This window comes from Thermocrispum sp. (assembly GCF_002919275.1).
GTDB classification, from domain to species: domain Bacteria; phylum Actinomycetota; class Actinomycetes; order Mycobacteriales; family Pseudonocardiaceae; genus Thermocrispum; species Thermocrispum agreste.
The window spans coordinates 1-18,955 of record NZ_PKFA01000047.1 but is presented as its reverse complement, the minus strand read 5'-3'; the positions used below and the strand labels follow the sequence as shown (position 1 = coordinate 18,955).

Sequence of the window (18,955 nt, the reverse complement as noted above, 5' to 3'; positions counted from 1 at the left end):
CTACGCAAAATGCCTGCCGAAGGCGTCAGTTGAGCGTGTTTGTCACTGTCCGGCCACGGCATCAGAGCCGGTGCGGGACGCCAGCAGCCTGCGCAGCGACCCGAGCCGGACCGCGGGCACGGCCCCTTCACCGACCAGCGCGTCCAGCGCGCAGTCCGGGTCGGCGGGCGGTCCGAGATGGCCGCAGTTCGGCGGGCAGTGCTCGGCCGCCTCGGCGAACTCCTCGAACGCCAGGACGATGTCGTCGGCGGTCACGTGGGCCAGCCCGAACGACCGGACGCCGGGGGTGTCGACGACCCACCCGCCTGCGTCGCCCGGCAACGGCAGGGCCACCGCCGCCACCGACGTGTGCCTGCCCTTGCCGATGGCACTGACTTCCCCGGTGGCCAGATCGGCGTCCGGGACCAGCCGGTTGACCAGCGTGGACTTGCCGACCCCCGAGTGGCCGACCAGCGCCGTGACACGCCCGGCGAGCAGCTCGGTCAGTTCGTCCAGCGGCTGATCGACACTGGTCACCAGCGTGCGCACGTTCAGATCGGCGTAGTACTCCAGCACCTGGTCCGGGCTCGCCAGGTCCGCCTTGGTCAGGCACAGCACCGGCTCCAGCCCGCCGGTGTAGCAGGCGACAAGGCAACGGTCGATGAAGCCGGTCCTGGGCGGCGGGTCGGCCAGCGCGGTCACGATGAGCAGCTGCTCGGCATTGGCGACCACGACGCGCTCGTACGGGTCGGTGTCGTCGGCGGTGCGCCGGAGAACGCTGCGCCGGTCGTGCACCCGGACGATGCGCGCCAGCGTGCCCGGCTTGCCGCTGATGTCGCCCACCAGCGCGACCGAGTCGCCCACCACGATCGGGGTCCTGCCCAGCTCCCTGGCACGCATGGCGACGACCCGTCGACCGGGGTCGCCGTCGATCGCGCACGTCCACCGACCGCGGTCCACCGCGGTCACCATGGCGGTGACGGCGTCCTCGTGCCGGGGACGCCGCTTGCTACGCGGCCGGGAACCACGTCCAGGACGAACCCGCACGTCGGATTCGTCCAATCTGGTCCAGTCGCGCACGGTGGTTACGATAAGCGGCCAAGGCCACCTCAAGCAGAGGAGGACCGCGATGTGCGGGCGCTATGCCGCCACGAAGGATCCGGCGACCCTGGTCAAGGAGTTCGACGCGGCCGACAACACCGAAGGCCAGGCGCGTCCCGACCACAATGTGGCGCCGACCAAGAACGTCGTCACCGTCGTGGAGCGGCATCCGCGCGACGCCGACGGCACGGTGCTCGAAGACGAGCCCCCGCAGCGACAGCTGCGCATGATGCGGTGGGGCCTGATCCCGTTCTGGGCCAAGGACAAGTCCATCGGCGCCAAAATGATCAACACGCGGGCGGAGACCGCGGCCAGCAAGCCCGCGTTCCGCAAGGCGCTCAAGCGGCACCGCTGCCTGGTGCCCGCCGACGGCTGGTACGAGTGGCAGCGCCTCGGCAAGAACGCCAAGCAGCCCTTCTACATGACCACAAGGGACGGCTCGTCGCTGGCCTTCGCGGGCATCTGGGAGACGTGGCGGGATCCGCAGGCCGGACGGGACGTTCCGCCGCTGGTCACCTGCTCGGTGCTGACCGTCGACGCGGTCGGCCCGCTGACCGACATCCACGACCGGATGCCGTTGGTGCTGCCCAGGGACGCCTGGGGACACTGGCTCGACCCGGATGTCGACGACGTCGCCGAGCTGCTCAAGCCGCCGCCGCTGCAGCTGGTGGACGAGCTGGAGCTGCGGCCGGTGTCGAACCGGGTGAACAGCGTCCGCAACAACGGCCCCGAGTTGATCGAACGTGTCGACCCGGCGCAGCAACTGGACGAACCGGCGCTGTTCGACGCGCCCAACTCGGCATGACACGCATCGAGATCGACACGCCGTCCGGTGTGGCGGCCGCCGAACTGCATGTCGCCGAGGAAGGATCGGCCTGCCTGCTGCTCGGCCACGGTGCGGGCGGCAGCATCACGGCTGACGACTTGGTCGCGGTGACTCGAGCCGCGCAGCAGGCCGGGGTACACGTGGCGCTGGTCGAACAGCCGTATCGGGTGGCAGGTCGCCGCACCCCACCTCCGGCGAAACGGCTCGACGAGGCCTGGCTGGCCGTCGCGACCGTCGTCGGCGAACGGTTCGGCGGCGCTCCGCTGGTGTTCGGTGGCCGGTCGTCCGGTGCCCGGGTGGCGTGCCGTACCGCGGAAGCGGGCGGCGCGATCGCCGTGCTGTGCCTGGCGTTCCCGGTGATTCCGCCGTGGAACCGGAAGGCGACCAGGCAGCCCGAGCTGGACGCCGTGCAGGTGCCCACCCTGGTGGTGCAGGGCGACGCGGACCATTTCGGGTGCCCCGAGTCGGGCCCGCACCACGAGGTGCACGTGGTCCGGGGCAATCATTCGCGGTTCGCGGATCTGCCTGCCGTCGCCCGCTACGTGGGCGAATGGCTGAGCCGGGTGGTTCGCGTGCGGCAGTGAAGGCCGGCGAACGCCGATCGTGACGTTGCACGCTCAGGTGACATCCCCTTGGCAGGGCGACGACCCGTGCGACTACGGTCGAGGTGTGTTGCGGATCAAGTCGAAACTGACTTCGTGGTTGACGCGGCTGTACCTGGCCAGGGCCAGCCGCCGCGGGTTCGATCTGGAGAAGCTGCCCGAAGCGGCGCTGGTGCCGCTGCGGCGCAACGGCCTCGACCCGGTCGCCGAGCTGGGGGAGATCCGCCGTCGCGAGCCGGTGAGCAAGCTACCGGTGCCGTTCGGCGTGACCATCTGGCTGGTCACCGGCTACGCGGAGGCCAGAGCGGTGCTCAGCGACGCCAAGGCGTTCAGCAACGACTTCGGCAACCTGGTCGGCAAGGCACCGGGCGCCACCGCCGAGCAGAACCCCGGCGGCCTGGGATTCGCCGATCCGCCACATCACACGCGGCTGCGCAAGATGCTGCAGCCGGAGTTCACCGCGCGCAGGCTCAAGCGGCTGACCCCGAACATCGACGCGATCATCAAGCGGCAGCTGGACGAGATGGACGCCGCGGGCAAGGACGGCCGCCCGGTCGACCTCGTCGAGCACTTCGCGCTGCCCATCCCGTCGCTGGTGATCTGCGACCTGCTCGGCGTCGACTACGGCAGGCGGGACGAGTTCCAGCGGCTGGCCATGCAGCGGTTCGACCTGATCGGCGGCACGATGGGCACGCTGGACGCGATCTCCGAGTCGCTGGAGTTCCTGCTCGGCGTGGTGCGCGAGCAACGCAAGAACCCGGGTGACGACCTGCTCGGCATGATCATCCGGGAGCACGGCGACGACATCGACGACCGGGAGCTGGCCGGGCTGGCCGACGGCGTGCTGACCGGCGGGTTCGAGACCACGGCCAGCATGCTGGCGCTGGGCACCATGGTGGTGTTGCGCGACCCGCAGGCGCGCGAGATCGTCAGCAACGGCAGCGCCGACGACCCGGCGGTGCACCGGTTCGTCGAGGAGCTGCTGCGCTACCTGACCGTGGTGCAGGTCGCCTTCCCGCGCTTCGCCCGCGAGGACATCCAGGTCGGCGACAAGCTGATCAAGGCAGGGGACATGGTGGTCGTCTCGCTCAGCGGGGCCGACCGGCACGAGTCGCTGGGCGAGGACATGGAGAAGTTCGACGCCACGCGGGAGCCGACGCAGCACCTGGCGTTCGGCTGGGGACCGCACCGGTGTGTCGGCGCCGAACTGGCGAAGATGGAGCTGCGAGCCGCCTTCCCCGCGCTGCTGCAGCGCTTCCCGCAGATGCGGCTGGCCACGCCGGAGGAAGAGCTGGAGTTCCGCAAGGCTTCCATCGTCTACGGCGTCGAGTCGCTGCCTGCGGTCCTGCACCCGGCGAGCTGACCGGCGTCGGTCCGGCACCGGCACCGAACTCGCGCCCTCCTCGCCGAGGTGTTCGTGCCTGCTGGGGTTAGCTGGCGATTGCCGCTGCTGGGGCTCTGGTCGCGGTGATGGGGTCGTGCGGGGTGAGTCTGGTCGCCGGTTCTGGCGTTCCTTGCCGAGGTGTTCGTGCCTGCTGGGGTCAGTCGGCGATCGCCGCCACTGAGGCTCCGGTCACTGCGATCAGGTCGTGCGGGGCGAGTTCGATCTCCAGCCCACGCCTGCCCGCCGAGCAATAGATCGTCGGCCAGTCGTGCACCGACGTGTCCACGACCAGCGGCAGTCGGCTGCGCTGGCCCACCGGCGAGATCCCGCCGACCACGTACCCCGTCGCCCGCTGCGCGGCGGCCGCATCGGCCATCTTGGCCCGCTTCCCGCCCACGGCAGCGGCCAGCGCCTTGAGGTTCAGCTTCCGGGTGACCGGAACCACGCCGACGGTCAGCTTGCCGTCGACCTCGGCGACCAGCGTCTTGAACACCCGGTCGGGCTCGACGCCCAGTGCCTCGGCCGCTTCCAGGCCGTACGACTCCGCTGCGGGATCGTGCTGGTAGGCGCGCACCGAATGGTTGATCTTGCGTTTGGCCAGCAACGTGGTGGCCGGAGTGCCTTTGCCCGCCATGGCGTCGCAGCCTACGACAGCGTCGCGCCACTGCCGGAACGTGTCCCGCGGGTCGTGAGCACGCGGGAATTCTGCGCGGCCGTGAACCGTTGCACCAGGCGTGTTCACCGAAACCCGGTCGCCCGGTCCAGTCCGTGGGCTATCACGTCGTGCTTCGAGGCGCGGACCGGCCACACCGCGCGTATCCTCGGCACCGTCGTCGGCGAGCCCGGGGACGGGTCCGGGGGTGTGCCAGCGCAGGGCGCGCCGCGGGCCGGAAGCGGCAACGGAAAGGACCGGTTTGCCCAGTCAGATCACCGAGTCGGAACGCATCGAGCTCGCCGAGCGATTCGAGCGGGACGCGTTACCGCTGCTGGACCAGTTGTACTCGGCCGCGCTGCGGATGACCCGCAATCCGGCCGACGCCGAAGACTTGGTGCAGGAAACCTACCTGAAGGCCTACAACGCGTTCGCGTCCTTCAAGGAGGGCACGAACCTCAAGGCCTGGCTGTACCGGATCCTGACCAACACCTACATCAACTCGTACCGGAAGAAGCAGCGTCAGCCGCTGCAACAGCCGGCCGAGGACATCACGGACTGGCAGCTGGCGCAGGCCGAGAGCCACACGTCGCGCGGGCTGCGGTCGGCCGAGGTGGAGGCGTTGGAGCAGCTGCCGGACGCCGACGTCAAGGACGCGTTGCAGCGCCTTCCGGAGGATTTTCGCCTGGCGGTGTACTTGGCAGACGTCGAGGGCTTCTCCTACAAGGAGATCGCCGAGATCATGGGCACACCGATCGGTACGGTGATGTCCAGGCTGCACCGGGGCCGCGGTCGGCTGCGCGAGCTGCTGGCCGACGTGGCTCGTGAGAGGGGCTTCATCAAGCAGGGGGTGGAGGTGGCGAAGCGATGAGCGACGAGTGCGCTGACGCCCGGCCCAACTGCTCCGACGTGCTCGCCGAGGTCTATCTGCTGCTGGACAAGGAGTGCCACGAGGAACACGCCGCCGAACTACGCAGGCACCTCGACGGTTGCCCGGACTGCTTGGAGCAATACGGCATCTCCGAGGGGCTCAAGCAGCTGCTGGCGCGCAAGTGCGGCGGCGACCACGCCCCGCAGAAGCTCAAGGAGCGGCTGCGCGCGAAGATTCGCGAGGCGCACCTGGCGGGCGCCGAGAAGTCCGACGCGGCCGGCGAGGGCACCGTCGAGGTGCGTGAGGACTAGCTCACTCAGGCGTTCGGCTTCTTGCCGTGGTTGGCGTTCTTCTTCTTGCGGCCACGGCGCTTACGAGCTCGCTTCGACATCCATGTACTCCTCGTGGTTTTCGGACGACTTAGTCTGACACGAGTCGTCGTGCGTCGATTCAGGGGAGTGCCGTGAGTACGCTTGCCGAGCTGCTGGCCGAGCACACCGGGTTGTCCGGGGAGGCCGCCGACCACCTGCAGATGGTGGTGGCCGAATGGCAGCTGCTCGCCGATTTGTCGTTCGCGGACTTTCTCATGTGGGTGCCCATCGAGGGCAGCGAGTCGCAGTTCGCGTGCGTCGCGCAAGCCCGGCCGACCACCGGTGCCACGGCGCATCCCGAGGACGTCGTCGGCAGCCGGGTCGACGAGCGCGAGCACCCCCAGCTCGCGGTCGCCCTGCGCACCGGGCGCATCGTGCGCGAGGAGGAGCCCCGGTTGTCCAACGGGGACATCCTGATGCGCCGGGAGGCGATCCCGGTCCGGTTCCGGGACCAGGTGATTGCGGTGCTCAGCCGGGAGTCGAACCTGAGCGTGCCCAGGGTGCCCAGCTCGCTGGAGATCGCTTATCTGGCGGGCGCGTCGGATCTGTGCCAGATGGTGGCGGACGGGACGTTCCCGCACGAGGGCTCGCACACCGACGTGCACAGCAGCCCGCGGGTGGGCGACGGGTTCATCCGGCTGGATCCGTCCGGCACGGTGGTCTTCGCCAGCCCCAACGGCCTGTCCGCCTATCACCGCATGGGGCACAAGTCCGACTTGGTCGGGACCCGGCTGGCGCCCTTGACCCGGTCGCTGCTGGCGGATCCGTTCGACGCCACCGAGGTCTCCCACCGCATCCTGGAGGCGCTGGAAGGGCGGCCCGGCACCCGGGTCGAGGCGGAGTCGCGGCGTGGTGCCGTGGTGCTGTTCCGGGCGCTTCCGCTGCGTCCGGCGGGCACCCCGGCCGGGGCGCTGGTCTTGGTGCGGGACGTCACCGAGGTCAAGCGCCGGGACCGGGCGCTGATGAGCAAGGACGCCACGATCCGGGAGATCCACCACCGGGTCAAGAACAACTTGCAGACGGTGGCCGCCCTGCTGCGGCTGCAGTCCCGCCGCACGCAGAGCGACCAGGCCCGGCGGGCGCTGGAGGACTCGGTGCGCCGGGTGTCGTCGATCGCGATGGTGCACGAGACGCTGTCCATGTCGCTGGACGAGCGGGTCGACCTGGATCAGCTGCTGGACCGGGTGCTGCCGATGCTGTCGGAGGTCACCACGGCAGGAGAGTCGCCGGTGGAACTGGTCCGGGAGGGATCGTTCGGTGTGGTGGCCGCCGACCTGGCGACGCCGTTGGTGATGGTGCTGGCCGAGCTGGTGCAGAACGCCGCCGAGCACGCGTTCGAACGGGGCAAGCCGGGCAAGGTGACCGTGCGGGCTGCCCGGTCGGCCCGGTGGCTCGAGGTGTCCATCGTGGACGAGGGGCGCGGGTTGCCGCCCGGCTTCTCGCTTGAACAGGCGGAAGGACTGGGCCTGCAGATCGTGCGCACACTGATCGAGTCGGAATTGCGGGGGTCGCTGTCGCTGCGCAACTGCGAGCCGTCCGGAACGGAGGCTGAGCTGCGGATACCGCTGACGTGGCGAAGCTAGCCGGTGGGTAGCGCAGCGGACGCCGGTGGTGCACCCGGCGTTGGGGCAGTCGGGAGTGTGCCCGTGCGGCGTCGCTGGCCGGTCTGCGGGCACACGAAAGAGCCGGCACCCGGGAGGAGGTGCCGGCTCTTTTCCGTTGCGGGAGGCTTGTCGAAGCCTGTGTCGCTTCCGTCAGAAGCTCGTGCTGCCGATACGAGCCCGGCGACGCTTGAGCGCACGCCGCTCTTCCTCGCTCATGCCACCCCACACGCCAGCGTCCTGCCCGGTGGCCAGGGCCCAAGCCAGGCAGTCGGACGCGACGGGGCAGCGGTGGCACACGGCCTTGGCCGCGGCCACCTGCGTGAGCGCAGGACCGCTCGTCCCTACGGGGAAGAACAGCTCAGGGTCCTCGTCTCGGCAGGCCGCGCGGTGGCGCCAGTCCATGGTGATGTGCTCCTTCGTGGCGACGCGGAACAGCCGCGCCACGGTCGTCTCGAATGGCGGTCGTATTTCGGGTGCTTGTGAATGCTTTCACGAACCGCAGCGACGGGCAAGAGTTTTCTCACCATCGGTGAGCGAACTCACCCTTAAGGGCAACCCCTCTGACCTGCGGTTTCTCTCCTCGCTGGGAGAGAAAGCCGGGAAAACGGTGCGGTGAGCGGAGCCGAGTTTGCGACGAGTGGTAGGGACCGGTTCGCCGAACCGATCACTCGCCGACGGTCGGCTCGCCGTTCCGCGCGACGACGTGCGACAGCCGCGCTGTCACACGACCACTGTCAAGGCTTGCGGAACGCTGACGAACTCGACGTCGGTACGCTCACCGACCAGATCCCCGTCAACCTGCAAGTTTACTGGTTTTTCCGCGTGAATGCGCACCTTCGTGACGTCGTCGGCGCGGATGAGATGACGGCCACGCTGACGTCCCTTGCCGTTCAGCGCTTGCCGCAAGTGGTGGAGCACCCCGAAGAAGCCGAGCTTGCGCAACGCGAAGACGCCGAGTCCGGTGTCGAACGAGCACTCCGGGTTCAGCCTGATGGGGCGGGGGCCGAAGTACGACCACGGGTCGGTGTTGGAGACGAACGCGGTGCGGACGATCTCCGGCTCCCGGCCGGGCAGCTCGAGCCGGAGGGTGTGCCTGCCGTGCGGCGGCCGCAGGTAGACCGCGGCAGCCACCCGCGCGTACAGCAGCGGACTGGTCCGCTTGCCGCGCTTGCCTTCCACACCTTCCACGACGTCGGCGTCCCAGCCCATGCCGGCGCTGAAGGTGAACCAGCGTGCGTTGGCCCGGCCGAGCCCGATCGTGCGCCTGCGCCCGGACGTCAGCGCGTCGAGCAGGACGTGCGTGGCCTCGACGGGATCGCGTGGATAGCCGACGGCGCGCGCGAACACGTTGGCGGACCCACCGGGAACCACCGCGAACAACGGCGCCGTGCGCGGCTCACCGGCCACTTCGGCACCGCCGAGCAGCCCGTTGACGACTTCGTTCACCGTGCCGTCGCCGCCGTGGGCGATGATCAGCCCGGCGCCGTCGGCAACGGCGGCGGCGGCGATGGCCGTGGCATGCCCGCGGTGGGCCGTCTCGACGACCTCGAGCTTCACCTCGCTGGCCAGCGCGTGCGCGAGCACGTCTCGGCCGCCCGGCGTCGTGGCAGTCGCCTGCGGGTTCACAACCAGGACTGCGCGCATGACGGCAGCGTACGGCCCGACAGAGGACATCCGCCGCCTCCGCGCAGGCCGCGAGGCCTATCCCACACTGCGCCCGCACTCGCGGGCACAGCCGACAGGTGTGCGCACCAGGCGCACGCAGCCCACAACCGACGTGCCTGGAGCCCTGCCCAGGCGCGTTCACGAAGTCGACCGGTTCGCGAGCTACTCCCGGGCCACCAGCTCCTTTCCGGGCGGGTGTGGCACCCGCCTGCTCGTCCTCGTCCTCCCTGTCCGCCGACGGGTTGCACCCGGCGACCGCCGACCCGCCGGTGGCTGACGACCGCGAGACGACCGCGGAGCACAAGAAGGCGGTCACCAGCCGCGTCGGCGGGCGGAGGAACCCACCGACGTTGATCAGATCATGACGTCTCGGCCGCGGTGAGGAAACGGCCGAGTGGGTGGCATACCATCGGTGACGCTCACGCAGAGTGTCGTCCGTGTGCCGAGTGGGGTGGTCTCGGTCACATACCGGAAGGGGCCCAGGGTGCGACTGGCCGATGTTCTCCGACCAGCTCCGCGCGCGGTGCGGGCCGCGGGCGTGATCGCCGCTCTGCCCGGCCTGGCGTCACTGGTGTTCGCGATCGTGCTCGTCGTGGCCGCGCTGTCCGGCGATGCCGCCATGGGCGGCAACAACATCTACGGTGAAGCCGCCTACTACGCCCTGCTCGGCGTGGGGTTGCTGGCTTGCGGCGCCGGTTTGCTGCTCGGTCACCAGTGGGCTCGTTCGCCCGCCGTGGTCATCGCGGTGTTGATGCTGGGCATCGGCTGGTACGCCGCGGGCCCGTCGGCCCGGCCGGAGCTGGGTGTCCCGGTGGTCGTCCTGGGGGTGCTGCTGCTCGTGCTGCTGTTCCGCGCCCCGTCGCGGGAGTGGGCGGCCCAGGACGGCGCGGAGCGCTGACCACGGCGCGGGTCAGTCAGGGGCGGGACTAGCCGCCCGCTCGCTCGGCGGCCAGCGCCTTCAGCGGCTCGTCGGTGAGCCGGTACACCGTCCATTCGTCCATCGGACGGGCGCCGAGTGCGCGATAGAACTTCGTCGCCGGGTTCCAGTCGAGCACCCACCATTCCAGCCGCGCGTAGCCGCGGCGCACGCATTCGGCCGCCAGCTCGGCCAGCAAGGCCTTGCCGATGCCCCGGCCCCGGTACTCGGGGCGCACGAACAGGTCCTCCAGATAGATGCCGTGCACGCCGCGCCAGGTGGAGAAGTTCAGAAACCACAGGGTGAATCCGACGACGCGGCCGTCGACCTCGGCCACGTGGCCGAACAACGCGGGATTGTCGGCGAACAGCGCCGCATGCAGCTGCTCGGCGGTCAGTAGGCACTCGTGCGGAGCCTTCTCGTACGCGGCGAGCTCGTGCACCAGCTCGACGACAACGGGGACGTCTTCCGGGGTTGTCGATCGGATCACGGTCATGGCCTCCAGTCTTGCCGTCGGCCCCGGCGCCGCGTAGAACGGTAAGCTACCCGCGAGTAACCAAGGAGGCCGGTATGCCGCGGACCCTCGACCTGTGGCGCACGGCCAGCCGGCTGCCCGGCGGCCGCCTGTTGTTCTCGGCCGCGGTAATGGCTCGCGCACCGTACTTCGCGACCGTGCTGCCGACGGTACGGGTGATGGAGCCCGGCAGGGCCGAGGTGACCGCGCCGAAGTGGTTCGGCGTGCACAACCACATCGGCACGTTCCACGCCATCGCCACGTGCAATCTGGCCGAGGTGGCCATGGGCATGCTGGCGGAGGCCACCGTGCCGAGCAGTCACCGATGGCTGCCGAAAAGCATGACCGTGCGCTACGTCGCCAAGGCGCGCTCCAGGCTGCGGGCGGTCGCCACGCTCGACGAGCTGCCCGCGTTCGGCCCTGCCGGGTTCGACCTGCCGGTCCCGGTGACCGTCTACGGCACCGACGGGCGGCCGGTCACCGAGGCCGTCATCACCCTCTGGATCACTCCGCGGAAGAGGTAGCGCGCAAGTGTTCGTACCACTCGATGCAGGCCTGGTAGCTGGGCAGCAGCCCCTGCTCGCGGGCCTGGGCCAGGGTGGGGGCGGACCGGTCCTTGTCGCTGAGCACCGGATCGATCTCCGGCGGCCACGGCAGGTTCAGCTCCGGGTCGAGCGGATTCACACCGTGCTCGGCGGGCGGGTTGTATTCGGTGCTGCAGTAGTAGGCGATCACCGTGTGGTCGGCCAGCGCCACGAAGGCGTGCCCAAGGCCCTCGGGGAGATAGACCGCGCTGATCCGCTCGCTGCTGAGCCGCACGGTGTCCACCACGCCGAACGTCGGGGACCCCTCACGAAGGTCCACGATCACGTCCAGCGCCTCGCCGTGCGCGCAGTAGACGTACTTCGCCTGACCGGGTGGAGTGTCGGCGAAGTGCACACCGCGGATCACGCCTCGCTTGGAGACGCTGTGGTTGGTCTGCGCGATCCGCAACGGGTGTCCCACCGCGTCGACGAACGCTTTGCGCTGGTAGGGTGCCACGAACATCCCGCGCCGGTCAGGAAAGCTGGGCGGGGTGAATTCGAACGCTCCTGGAACAGCAAGTTCACGTACCTGCATTCCAGCAGCGTGGCACACCTGTCACAATGGACCGCACCCACTGTGTCCGGTGGCGCTGCGACGGACCCGAGATGCAGCCCCGGACATCTTCCGCGCCGTGCGGCATGCGGTGTCACCACACCGGGCCGCGCGCGTTCTGACCGCACGAGTGCCAATCCCGTACGCCGGACCCACTCCGGCGTCGTCGCATTCGTGTCGTACTGATGTCGTACTGATGACAGGAATTCGTCATGGAGATCAGCTGGAAGACTGCTAGCCCCGCCGTTGCCCCTGGACCCGTTACGGGCGGCGCGCCCGTAACCAGCGAGGACATCTTCGCCGGCCACCAGGGAGGCAAGCTGGGCGTAGCGGCGACCAGGCCGATCTCCAGCTCCCGTGACCTCTCCATCGCGTACACGCCGGGCGTGGCCCAGGTCAGCAAGGCGATCGCGGAGGACGCCCGGCTGGCCGCACGCTACACGTGGGCGCACCGGCTGGTGGTCGTGGTCAGCGACGGCACCGCCGTGCTCGGTCTGGGAGACATCGGCGCGAGCGCATCGCTGCCTGTGATGGAGGGCAAGGCGGTGCTGTTCAAGACGTTCGGCGGGCTCGACTCGATCCCGCTGGTGCTGGACACCACCGACGTCGACGAGATCGTGCAGACCCTGGTGCGGCTGCGGCCGTCGTTCGGCGCGGTCAACCTCGAGGACATCGCCGCCCCGCGGTGCTTCGAGCTGGAGGCGAAGCTGATCGACGCGCTGGACTGCCCGGTGATGCACGACGACCAGCACGGCACGGCCATCGTGGTGCTGGCCGCGCTGCGCGGAGCCAACCGGGTGCTCGGCCGCGATCTCGGCAAGCAGCGGGTGGTGATCTCCGGCGCGGGGGCTGCCGGGGTCGCTTGCGCGAAGATCCTGCTCACCGCGGGTGTGGGAGACATCACGCTGCTGGATTCCCGCGGGATCATCCACGTGGGCAGGGACGGTCTGACCCCGGTGAAGCAGGAGATGGCCTGGACGACCAACAAGGCGGGCCTGACCGGCGGGCTGCCCGAGGCGCTGGACGGCGCGGACGTGTTCATCGGGCTGTCCGGTGCGACGATCGACGAGACGCTGCTGAAGACGATGGCGGACGACCCGATCGTGTTTGCGCTGTCCAATCCGGACCCGGAGGTGCATCCGGAGGTAGCGGCGCAGTACGCGTCGATCGTGGCCACCGGGCGTAGCGATTTCCCGAACCAGATCAACAACGTGCTGGCGTTCCCCGGCGTGTTCCGGGGTGCGCTGGACGCGGGCGCCCGGGCGATCACCGACGAGATGAAGCTGGCCGCCGCGGACGCGATCGCCGCGGTGGCGGCGGACGAGCTCGCCCCCGACAAGATCGTGCCGAGCGCGCTCGACCCGCGGGTGGCCCCCGCCGTCGCAGCGGCGGTTGCCCAGGCAGCCAGGGAATCCGGCGTGGCGTGAGCATCGGCCGGGGCTGGACGCGCGCAGGCCGAGCGTGCCGCTCGCCGGGCGTCCAGCCCCCGGCGTCGCCATGGCTTCTCTGGGCGTCGCGGTGGTTTCTCCGGGTGTCGCCGTGGTTTCTCCCAGCGCTGCTGTGGTTTCGGCTCGCGGTCGGCCGGCTGTGTCCGGCTGACCGGCCGCGCTGTCCGCCCGGCGGGGTCCGGCTGGCCGGCTGCGCTGTCTGCCCGGCAGGTCCCAGCTGCACCCGGTCCTTCGGCATGATGGCTGAGAGCCCTGGCGACGCCCGCAGGCTTCCTTCGGGATCGATCGCGAGAAAGTCAGAGCTTCGGTACTGATCCGTCTGGACCTGTTGCACTACTCCGTTCGGAGTAGCGCACCACGGCGCTGGCGCCAGCACCGAGGGACGCACTCGCAGCGACTGCGGAATATTTTCACATTTAACCCCCGTGGCGGCCGGCACGAACGGCGCGTAGCCCGCGTGTGACCTTGGGTAATGATCGCCGTCCGCGTGTTCGGCGCGGAAACGACCAATCGGGCGAGCCACGTACACAGAACAGTCCGCATATCAAGGACTGTCTTGCCGCAACGGCGCAGACCTAGTCTCGATCACCACGTTCGACCGAACGTGATCACCCCCTGGAAATGTGGGCCCGCACGGCACGCATTTGCCCTGCCTAGGAGGAACAGTGAGACGGTCGAAAGGGACCAAGGCCGCGGTGGTGGCGTCCGCCGCGGCCCTTGCCGCGCTGGGCGGCCCGGCGGTCGCGTCCGCCGAGCAAGGCGCCATCCTCAACGCCAACAGCCCGGACGCCATCGAGGGCAGCTACATCGTGGTGCTGAAGGACGGTGTCTCGGCCGCCGCGGAGGCGTCCGAGCATGCCGATCAGTACGGCGCCAAGGTCACCCGCACGTTCAAACACGCCTTGCGCGGGTACGCGGCCAAGATGAGCGAGTCGGCGGCGCGGCGCCTCGCCGCCGATCCGTCGGTTGCGTACGTCGAGCAGAACCAGCGCGTGTCGGTCGCGGCGGACCAGCTGAACCCGCCGTCGTGGGGTTTGGATCGCATCGACCAGCGTGACCTGCCGCTGGACAACAAGTACAGCTACTCCACCACGGCGAGCACCGTCACCGCGTACATCATCGACACCGGTATCCGCACCTCGCACCGGGACTTCGAAGGCCGGGCGACGTGGGGAACCAACACCGTGGACAGCAACAACACCGACTGCAACGGTCACGGCACGCACGTCGCGGGCACCGTCGGCGGTGAGACCTACGGCGTGGCCAAGGACGTCAAGCTGATCGCGGTCAAGGTGCTCAACTGCGCCGGGAGCGGCACCTACGACGGAGTGATCGCCGGCATCGACTGGGTGACCAGCCACCACCAGTCCGGTCAGCCCGCGGTGGCGAACATGAGCCTCGGCGGCCCGGCTTCGCAGGCGGTCGACGACGCGGTGCGGCGCTCCATCAACGATGGCGTGACCTACGCGCTGGCCGCGGGCAACGACTACGGGGCGAATGCGTGCAACACCTCGCCCGCGCGCACCACGGAGGCCATCACGGTCGGCTCGACCACCAGCAGCGACGCCCGGTCCGACTTCTCCAACGTCGGCCCGTGCCTGGACATCTTCGCGCCGGGTTCGAACATCACGTCGGCCTGGATGGGGTCGGATACCGACGAGCGGACCATCAGCGGCACCTCGATGGCCACGCCGCACGTCGCGGGCGCGGCCGCGCTGTACCTGGCCGACAACCCGTCCGCTTCGCCTCAGGCGGTCCGTGACCACCTGGTGTCCCAGGGCACCCAGGGCAAGGTCGGCAACCCAGGCTCGGGCTCGCCGAACGTGCTGCTGTACACCGGCAGCGACGGGAACACCGACCCGGAGCCGGAGCCGGGCTCGTGCAGCGGCAGCAACACCACCGACGTCAGCATCCCGGACGCGGGGAGCGCGGTGACCAGCACGATCACCCTGTCCAACTGTGGGCGGAACGCGTCGTCGTCGGCGAAGATCTCGGTGGACATCAAGCACACCTACCGCGGTGACCTGGTGATCGACCTGATCTCGCCCACTGGCGCGGTGATCAACCTGAAGTCGGCGAGCATCTGGGACGGCGCGGACAACGTCGTGACGACCTACACCAAGAACCTGTCCGCCCACAGCGCGGACGGCAGCTGGAAGCTGCGGGTGCGGGACGTCTACCGCGGCGACACTGGATACATCGACAGCTGGAGCATCACGGCCTGAGCTGAGGTCTCCTCCCTGTTGCACCGCTGGCCTCCCAGGTGACTGGGGGGCCAGCGGCTTGTCGTCGCCGCAGCCGGGCGGGGCAGCCGGGCCGGGGACCACCGCGCCGGCGCTCGGCCGCTGCCATCCGGGACTGCCGCCATGAGCCGGCAAAAGAGAAGCCCCGGCGCCGAGGGGGGAGGGGACACCGGGGCGCTGCCAGCCCTGGGGGGTGGCCGGCTGCCACGACCTTACCGTTCGGTCAGCAATTTTGACCAGACGATCATCGGATGAAAGGACGGCCGTCCTCATTTGGGACGACCGGCCCGCAACCAGCGGCTGCCACCCCGGAACGCCGGTGGCCGGCCACGCTCGGCGTGACCGGCCACCAGTGGCACCAACGCATGCGGCTCACTCGAATGCCTTGGCGATGAGCGCCTTCTGCTCCACCTCGTGCACCTTGCTGGATCCGGTGGCGGGCGCCGCCATCGGCCGCCGCGCGACCAGGTCCAGCGGCTTGGGGAACGCGTCCGGCAGCCGCCGCGGCAGGTTGAGCCCGAGGAACGGCCACGCGCCCTGGTTCTCCGGCTCCTCCTGCGCCCACACGACCCGCTCGGCCTTGGTGTAGCGGGCCATCGCCGCGCGCAGCTTGTCCTTCGGCAGCGGGTAGTACTGCTCGATGCGCACCAGCGCGACGTCGAACCGGTCCCGCTTGGCCCGCTCGGCCCGCAGCTCCCAGTACAGCTTGCCGGAGGTGAGGATCACCTTGGTGACCTTCTCCGGGTCCACCTCGGCGTCGTCGATCACCGACAGGAACTTCGAGTCCCCGGTGAAGTCCTCCAGCTGCGACACCACCGCCTTGTTGCGCAGCATCGACTTCGGCGTGAACACGATCAGCGGCCGGTTCACCCCGTCCAGCGCGTGCCTGCGCAGCAGGTGGAAGTAGTTCGCCGGGGTGGACGGCATGGTGACCGTCATCGAGTGCTCGGCGCACAGCTGCAGGAACCGCTCGATGCGGCCCGAGGTGTGGTCCGGGCCCTGGCCCTCGTGGCCGTGCGGCAGCAGCAGCACCACGTCGGACACCTGGCCCCACTTCGCCTCACCGGACGAGATGTACTCATCGATGACCGTCTGCGCGCCGTTGACGAAGTCGCCGAACTGCGCCTCCCACATCACCAGCGCCTCGGAGTTGGCCACCGAGTAGCCGTACTCGAAGCCGACCGCGGCGTACTCGGACAGCGCCGAGTCGTAGATCATCACCCGGCCCTGGTCGGGGCTCAGGTGCTGCAGTGGCGCGTACTCCTCGCCGGTCTTGCGGTCGATGAGCACCGCGTGGCGCTGGGTGAACGTGCCGCGCCGCGAGTCCTGCCCGGCCAGCCGCACCAGCCTGCCGTCCATGGCGAGCGAGCCGAACGCGATCAGCTCGGCGAACGCCCAGTCGACGTTGCCCTCCCGGGACATCTTGTACCGGCGCTCCAGCACCGGCTTGACCCGCGGGTGCGGGGTGAAACCCTCCGGCAGGTTGACGAACGCGTCGCCGATCCTCTCGATCGTCTTGCGGTCGATCGCGGTGGGCACCTGGGCCGGGATCTGCTGCCTGCTCTCCACCGACGGGCTGGCCTTGACCGGGTGCTTCTCCAGCTCGCGCACCTCGTTGAAGACGTGCTCCAGCTGGCTGGAGAAGTCCCGCAGCGCGGTCTCGGCTTCCTCGAGCGAGATGTCACCCCGCCCGATCAGCGCCTCGGTGTAGGTCTTGCGCACGCTGCGCTTCTTGTCGATCACGTCGTACATCAGCGGCTGCGTGATCGACGGGTCGTCGCCCTCGTTGTGGCCGCGGCGCCGGTAGCAGATCAGGTCGATGACGACGTCCTTGTGGAACCGCTCGCGGTAGTCCACCGCCAGCTTGGCCACCCAGCAGGCCGCCTCCGGGTCGTCGCCGTTGACGTGGAACACCGGCGCTTCGATGATCTTGGCCACGTCGGTGGCGTACTGCGACGAGCGGGCGTGCTCCGGCGCGGTGGTGAAGCCGACCTGGTTGTTGATCACCACGTGCACCGTGCCGCCGGTGCGGTACCCGCGCAGCATGGCCAGGTTCAGCGTCTCGGCCACCACGCCCTGGCCGGCGAACGCGGCGTCGCCGTGCAGCAGGACCGGCAGCACGGTGAACCCGTCCTCGCCCTTGTTGAGCAGGTCCTGCTTGGCGCGCACGATGCCTTCCAGCACCGGGTCGACCGTCTCCAGGTGCGACGGGTTGGCGGTCAGCGTCACCTTGGTCTCGCCGTCGCCGAACATGCGGAAGTACTTGCCCTCCGCACCCAGGTGGTACTTCACGTCGCCGGAGCCGTGCGCCTGGCCGGGATCCAGGTTGCCCTCGAACTCCTGGAAGATCTGGCTGATCGGCTTGCCGACGATGTTGGCCAGCACGTTCAGCCTGCCCCGGTGCGGCATGCCGATGACGACCTCGTCCAGCTCGTACTCGGCCGCCTTGTCCAGGATGGTGTCCAGCAGCGGGATGACCGTCTCGCCGCCCTCCAGCGAGAACCGCTTCTGGCCGACGTACTTGGTCTGCAGGAACGTCTCGAACGCCTCTGCCGCGTTCAGCTTGGACAGGATGTACTTCTGCTCACCCGGCGACGGCTTCGGGTGCGGGACCTCGATCCGCTCCTGCAGCCAGCGCCGCTCCTCCGGGTTGATGATGTGCTGGTACTCCACGCCGACCGTGCGGCAGTAGGCGTCCCGCAGCACGCCGAGCACGTCGCGCAGCTTCATCCGCTGCTTGCCCGCGAAACCGCCGACGGCGAACTCGCGGTCCAGGTCCCACAGCGTCAGGCCGTGGGACAGGATGTCCAGGTCCTCGTGCCTGCGCTGGCGGTAGTTCAGCGGGTCGGTGTCGGCCATCAGGTGGCCGCGCATCCGGTAGGCGTCGATCAGCTCGATGATCCGGGCGGTCTTGTCGACGTCGCCGTCCGGGATGTCCTCCACCCAGCGCACCGGCTCGTACGGCAGCCGCAGCGAGGTGAAGATGTCGTCGTAGAACTTGTCCTCGCCGAGCAGCAGCTGGTGGATCTTCTTCAGGAACTCGCCCGACTCGGCGCCCTGGATGATCCGGTGGTCGTAGGTCGACGTCAGCGTGATGATCTTGGAGATGCCCAGGTCGGTCAGCGTCTTCTCGCTGGTGCCCTCGAACTGGGCCGGGTACTCCAGCGCCCCGACGCCGATGATGGCGCCCTGGCCCTTCTGCAGCCTGGGCACCGAGTGGTTGGTCCCGATGCCGCCCGGGTTGGTCAGCGAGATCGTGGTGCCCGCGAAATCGTCCGCGGTCAGCTTGTTATTGCGGGCCTTGCTGATGACCTCTTCGTAGGCCTGCCAGAACTCGAAGAACGACATGTCCTCGACGGCCTTGATGGAGGCCACCACCAGGTTGCGGGAGCCGTCCTTGCCCTTCAGGTCGATGGCCAGGCCCAGGTTGACGTGCTCCGGCGTGACGACGTGCGGCTTGCCGTCGATCTCGGCGTAGTGCCGGTTCATGTTCGGGAAGTACTTCAGCGCCCTGATCATAGCGTAGCCGATCAGGTGCGTGAACGACACCTTCCCGCCGCGTGTGCGCTTGAGGTGGTTGTTGATGACGATCCGGTTGTCCGCCATCAGCTTCGCGGGCACGGCGCGCACGCTGGTGGCGGT

At 69.3% G+C, this 18,955-nt stretch carries 18 protein-coding genes; 10 read left to right on the top strand and 8 right to left on the bottom strand.

Annotation, left to right across the window (positions count from 1 at the left end; genetic code table 11):
• Positions 1–42: 42 nt before the first annotated feature.
• On the bottom strand, positions 43–1,059 hold the full coding sequence (gene rsgA, locus CXP56_RS10750) for a ribosome small subunit-dependent GTPase A (RefSeq protein WP_286900985.1): 1,017 nt from the start codon (positions 1,057–1,059) through the stop codon (positions 43–45).
• A 49-nt stretch (positions 1,060–1,108) separates the two neighbouring features.
• Between rsgA and CXP56_RS10745 the strand changes: the two genes are divergently transcribed.
• The 3 genes from CXP56_RS10745 to CXP56_RS10735 all read left to right on the top strand — a co-directional run bounded on the left by CXP56_RS10745 (position 1,109) and on the right by CXP56_RS10735 (position 3,871).
• Positions 1,109–1,885: an SOS response-associated peptidase gene (locus CXP56_RS10745; protein ID WP_028847699.1), complete on the top strand. Its 777-nt coding sequence runs from the start codon at positions 1,109–1,111 to the stop codon at positions 1,883–1,885.
• A complete protein-coding gene (locus CXP56_RS10740) occupies positions 1,882–2,490 on the top strand; it encodes an alpha/beta hydrolase family protein (protein ID WP_028847700.1) in 609 nt (202 codons plus the stop codon). The genes CXP56_RS10745 and CXP56_RS10740 overlap by 4 nt, the downstream gene beginning before the upstream one ends.
• A 106-nt stretch (positions 2,491–2,596) precedes the next feature.
• The gene (locus CXP56_RS10735; RefSeq protein WP_479267659.1) at positions 2,597–3,871 is read left to right on the top strand and encodes a cytochrome P450; all 1,275 of its coding nucleotides are present in this window, start codon (positions 2,597–2,599) and stop codon (positions 3,869–3,871) included.
• Between the two features lie 178 nt (positions 3,872–4,049).
• Here the strand turns inward: CXP56_RS10735 and ybaK are convergent, their stop codons facing one another.
• Positions 4,050–4,526, bottom strand: coding sequence for a Cys-tRNA(Pro) deacylase (gene ybaK / locus CXP56_RS10730; protein WP_028847702.1), 477 nt, complete (start codon positions 4,524–4,526; stop codon positions 4,050–4,052).
• 280 nt (positions 4,527–4,806) lie between these two features.
• On the opposite strand from ybaK, the gene CXP56_RS10725 reads away from it, so the two are divergent.
• Together CXP56_RS10725 and rsrA are read left to right on the top strand one after the other, a co-directional pair.
• Entirely contained in the window at positions 4,807–5,415 is a 609-nt protein-coding gene (locus CXP56_RS10725; RefSeq protein WP_028847703.1) for a sigma-70 family RNA polymerase sigma factor, read from the top strand.
• Positions 5,412–5,726, top strand: a complete 315-nt coding sequence (gene rsrA, locus CXP56_RS10720) for a mycothiol system anti-sigma-R factor (RefSeq protein WP_028847704.1) — start codon at positions 5,412–5,414, stop codon at positions 5,724–5,726. The genes CXP56_RS10725 and rsrA overlap by 4 nt, the downstream gene beginning before the upstream one ends.
• 5 nt (positions 5,727–5,731) lie before the next feature.
• Here rsrA and CXP56_RS19140 read toward each other — a convergent pair whose 3' ends face one another.
• The gene (locus CXP56_RS19140; protein WP_425426135.1) at positions 5,732–5,806 is read right to left on the bottom strand and encodes a 50S ribosomal protein bL37; all 75 of its coding nucleotides are present in this window, start codon (positions 5,804–5,806) and stop codon (positions 5,732–5,734) included.
• Positions 5,807–5,878: 72 nt separating this feature from the next.
• Here CXP56_RS19140 and CXP56_RS10715 point away from each other — a divergent pair, with 72 nt between their 5' ends.
• On the top strand, positions 5,879–7,369 hold the full coding sequence (locus CXP56_RS10715; protein ID WP_286900978.1) for a sensor histidine kinase: 1,491 nt from the start codon (positions 5,879–5,881) through the stop codon (positions 7,367–7,369).
• A gap of 171 nt (positions 7,370–7,540) precedes the next feature.
• Here CXP56_RS10715 and CXP56_RS10710 read toward each other — a convergent pair whose 3' ends face one another.
• Both CXP56_RS10710 and CXP56_RS10705 read right to left on the bottom strand, forming a co-directional pair.
• Entirely contained in the window at positions 7,541–7,792 is a 252-nt protein-coding gene (locus CXP56_RS10710) for a WhiB family transcriptional regulator (RefSeq protein ID WP_028847706.1), read from the bottom strand.
• Positions 7,793–8,110: 318 nt separating this feature from the next.
• Positions 8,111–9,034, bottom strand: a complete 924-nt coding sequence (locus tag CXP56_RS10705) for a diacylglycerol/lipid kinase family protein (protein WP_028847707.1) — start codon at positions 9,032–9,034, stop codon at positions 8,111–8,113.
• Positions 9,035–9,539: 505 nt separating this feature from the next.
• Here CXP56_RS10705 and CXP56_RS10700 point away from each other — a divergent pair.
• Positions 9,540–9,953 (top strand): hypothetical protein, encoded by a 414-nt coding sequence (locus tag CXP56_RS10700; protein WP_156899205.1) that lies wholly within the window; start codon positions 9,540–9,542, stop codon positions 9,951–9,953.
• A gap of 28 nt (positions 9,954–9,981) precedes the next feature.
• Here CXP56_RS10700 and CXP56_RS10695 read toward each other — a convergent pair whose 3' ends face one another.
• Entirely contained in the window at positions 9,982–10,467 is a 486-nt protein-coding gene (locus CXP56_RS10695; RefSeq protein ID WP_028847708.1) for a GNAT family N-acetyltransferase, read from the bottom strand.
• Positions 10,468–10,541: 74 nt separating this feature from the next.
• Here CXP56_RS10695 and CXP56_RS10690 point away from each other — a divergent pair, with 74 nt between their 5' ends.
• Positions 10,542–11,009, top strand: coding sequence for a hotdog fold domain-containing protein (locus tag CXP56_RS10690; protein ID WP_038045020.1), 468 nt, complete (start codon positions 10,542–10,544; stop codon positions 11,007–11,009).
• On the opposite strand, the gene CXP56_RS10685 is transcribed toward CXP56_RS10690, so the two are convergent.
• Entirely contained in the window at positions 10,990–11,604 is a 615-nt protein-coding gene (locus CXP56_RS10685) for a dTDP-4-dehydrorhamnose 3,5-epimerase family protein (protein WP_028847710.1), read from the bottom strand. The genes CXP56_RS10690 and CXP56_RS10685 overlap by 20 nt on opposite strands.
• Positions 11,605–11,834: 230 nt before the next feature.
• Here CXP56_RS10685 and CXP56_RS10680 point away from each other — a divergent pair, with 230 nt between their 5' ends.
• Both CXP56_RS10680 and CXP56_RS10675 read left to right on the top strand, forming a co-directional pair.
• Complete coding sequence (locus CXP56_RS10680; RefSeq protein WP_038045021.1) at positions 11,835–13,049, top strand: NAD(P)-dependent malic enzyme; 1,215 nt, start codon at positions 11,835–11,837, stop codon at positions 13,047–13,049.
• 686 nt (positions 13,050–13,735) lie between these two features.
• Positions 13,736–15,295 carry a S8 family peptidase gene (locus CXP56_RS10675; RefSeq protein WP_353744545.1) on the top strand — a complete coding sequence of 520 codons (1,560 nt, stop codon included), beginning with the start codon at positions 13,736–13,738 and terminating at the stop codon, positions 15,293–15,295.
• Positions 15,296–15,685: 390 nt separating this feature from the next.
• On the opposite strand, the gene CXP56_RS10670 is transcribed toward CXP56_RS10675, so the two are convergent.
• Positions 15,686–18,955, bottom strand: a 3,270-nt coding sequence (locus CXP56_RS10670; protein ID WP_286900976.1) for a multifunctional oxoglutarate decarboxylase/oxoglutarate dehydrogenase thiamine pyrophosphate-binding subunit/dihydrolipoyllysine-residue succinyltransferase subunit, incomplete at its 5' end; no start/stop codon positions are given.

Bases quoted from the DNA above. Each gene is read 5' to 3' on its own strand.
- CXP56_RS10745 (WP_028847699.1), top strand. From the start codon at position 1,109: ATGTGCGGGCGCTATGCCGCCACGAAGGATCCGGCGACCCTGGTCAAG.
- CXP56_RS10740 (WP_028847700.1), top strand. From the start codon at position 1,882: ATGACACGCATCGAGATCGACACGCCGTCCGGTGTGGCGGCCGCCGAA.
- ybaK (WP_028847702.1), bottom strand. From the start codon at position 4,526: ATGGCGGGCAAAGGCACTCCGGCCACCACGTTGCTGGCCAAACGCAAG.
- rsrA (WP_028847704.1), top strand. From the start codon at position 5,412: ATGAGCGACGAGTGCGCTGACGCCCGGCCCAACTGCTCCGACGTGCTC.
- CXP56_RS10710 (WP_028847706.1), bottom strand. From the start codon at position 7,792: ATGGACTGGCGCCACCGCGCGGCCTGCCGAGACGAGGACCCTGAGCTG.
- CXP56_RS10705 (WP_028847707.1), bottom strand. From the start codon at position 9,034: ATGCGCGCAGTCCTGGTTGTGAACCCGCAGGCGACTGCCACGACGCCG.
- CXP56_RS10695 (WP_028847708.1), bottom strand. From the start codon at position 10,467: ATGACCGTGATCCGATCGACAACCCCGGAAGACGTCCCCGTTGTCGTC.
- CXP56_RS10690 (WP_038045020.1), top strand. From the start codon at position 10,542: ATGCCGCGGACCCTCGACCTGTGGCGCACGGCCAGCCGGCTGCCCGGC.
- CXP56_RS10685 (WP_028847710.1), bottom strand. From the start codon at position 11,604: ATGCAGGTACGTGAACTTGCTGTTCCAGGAGCGTTCGAATTCACCCCG.
- CXP56_RS10680 (WP_038045021.1), top strand. From the start codon at position 11,835: ATGGAGATCAGCTGGAAGACTGCTAGCCCCGCCGTTGCCCCTGGACCC.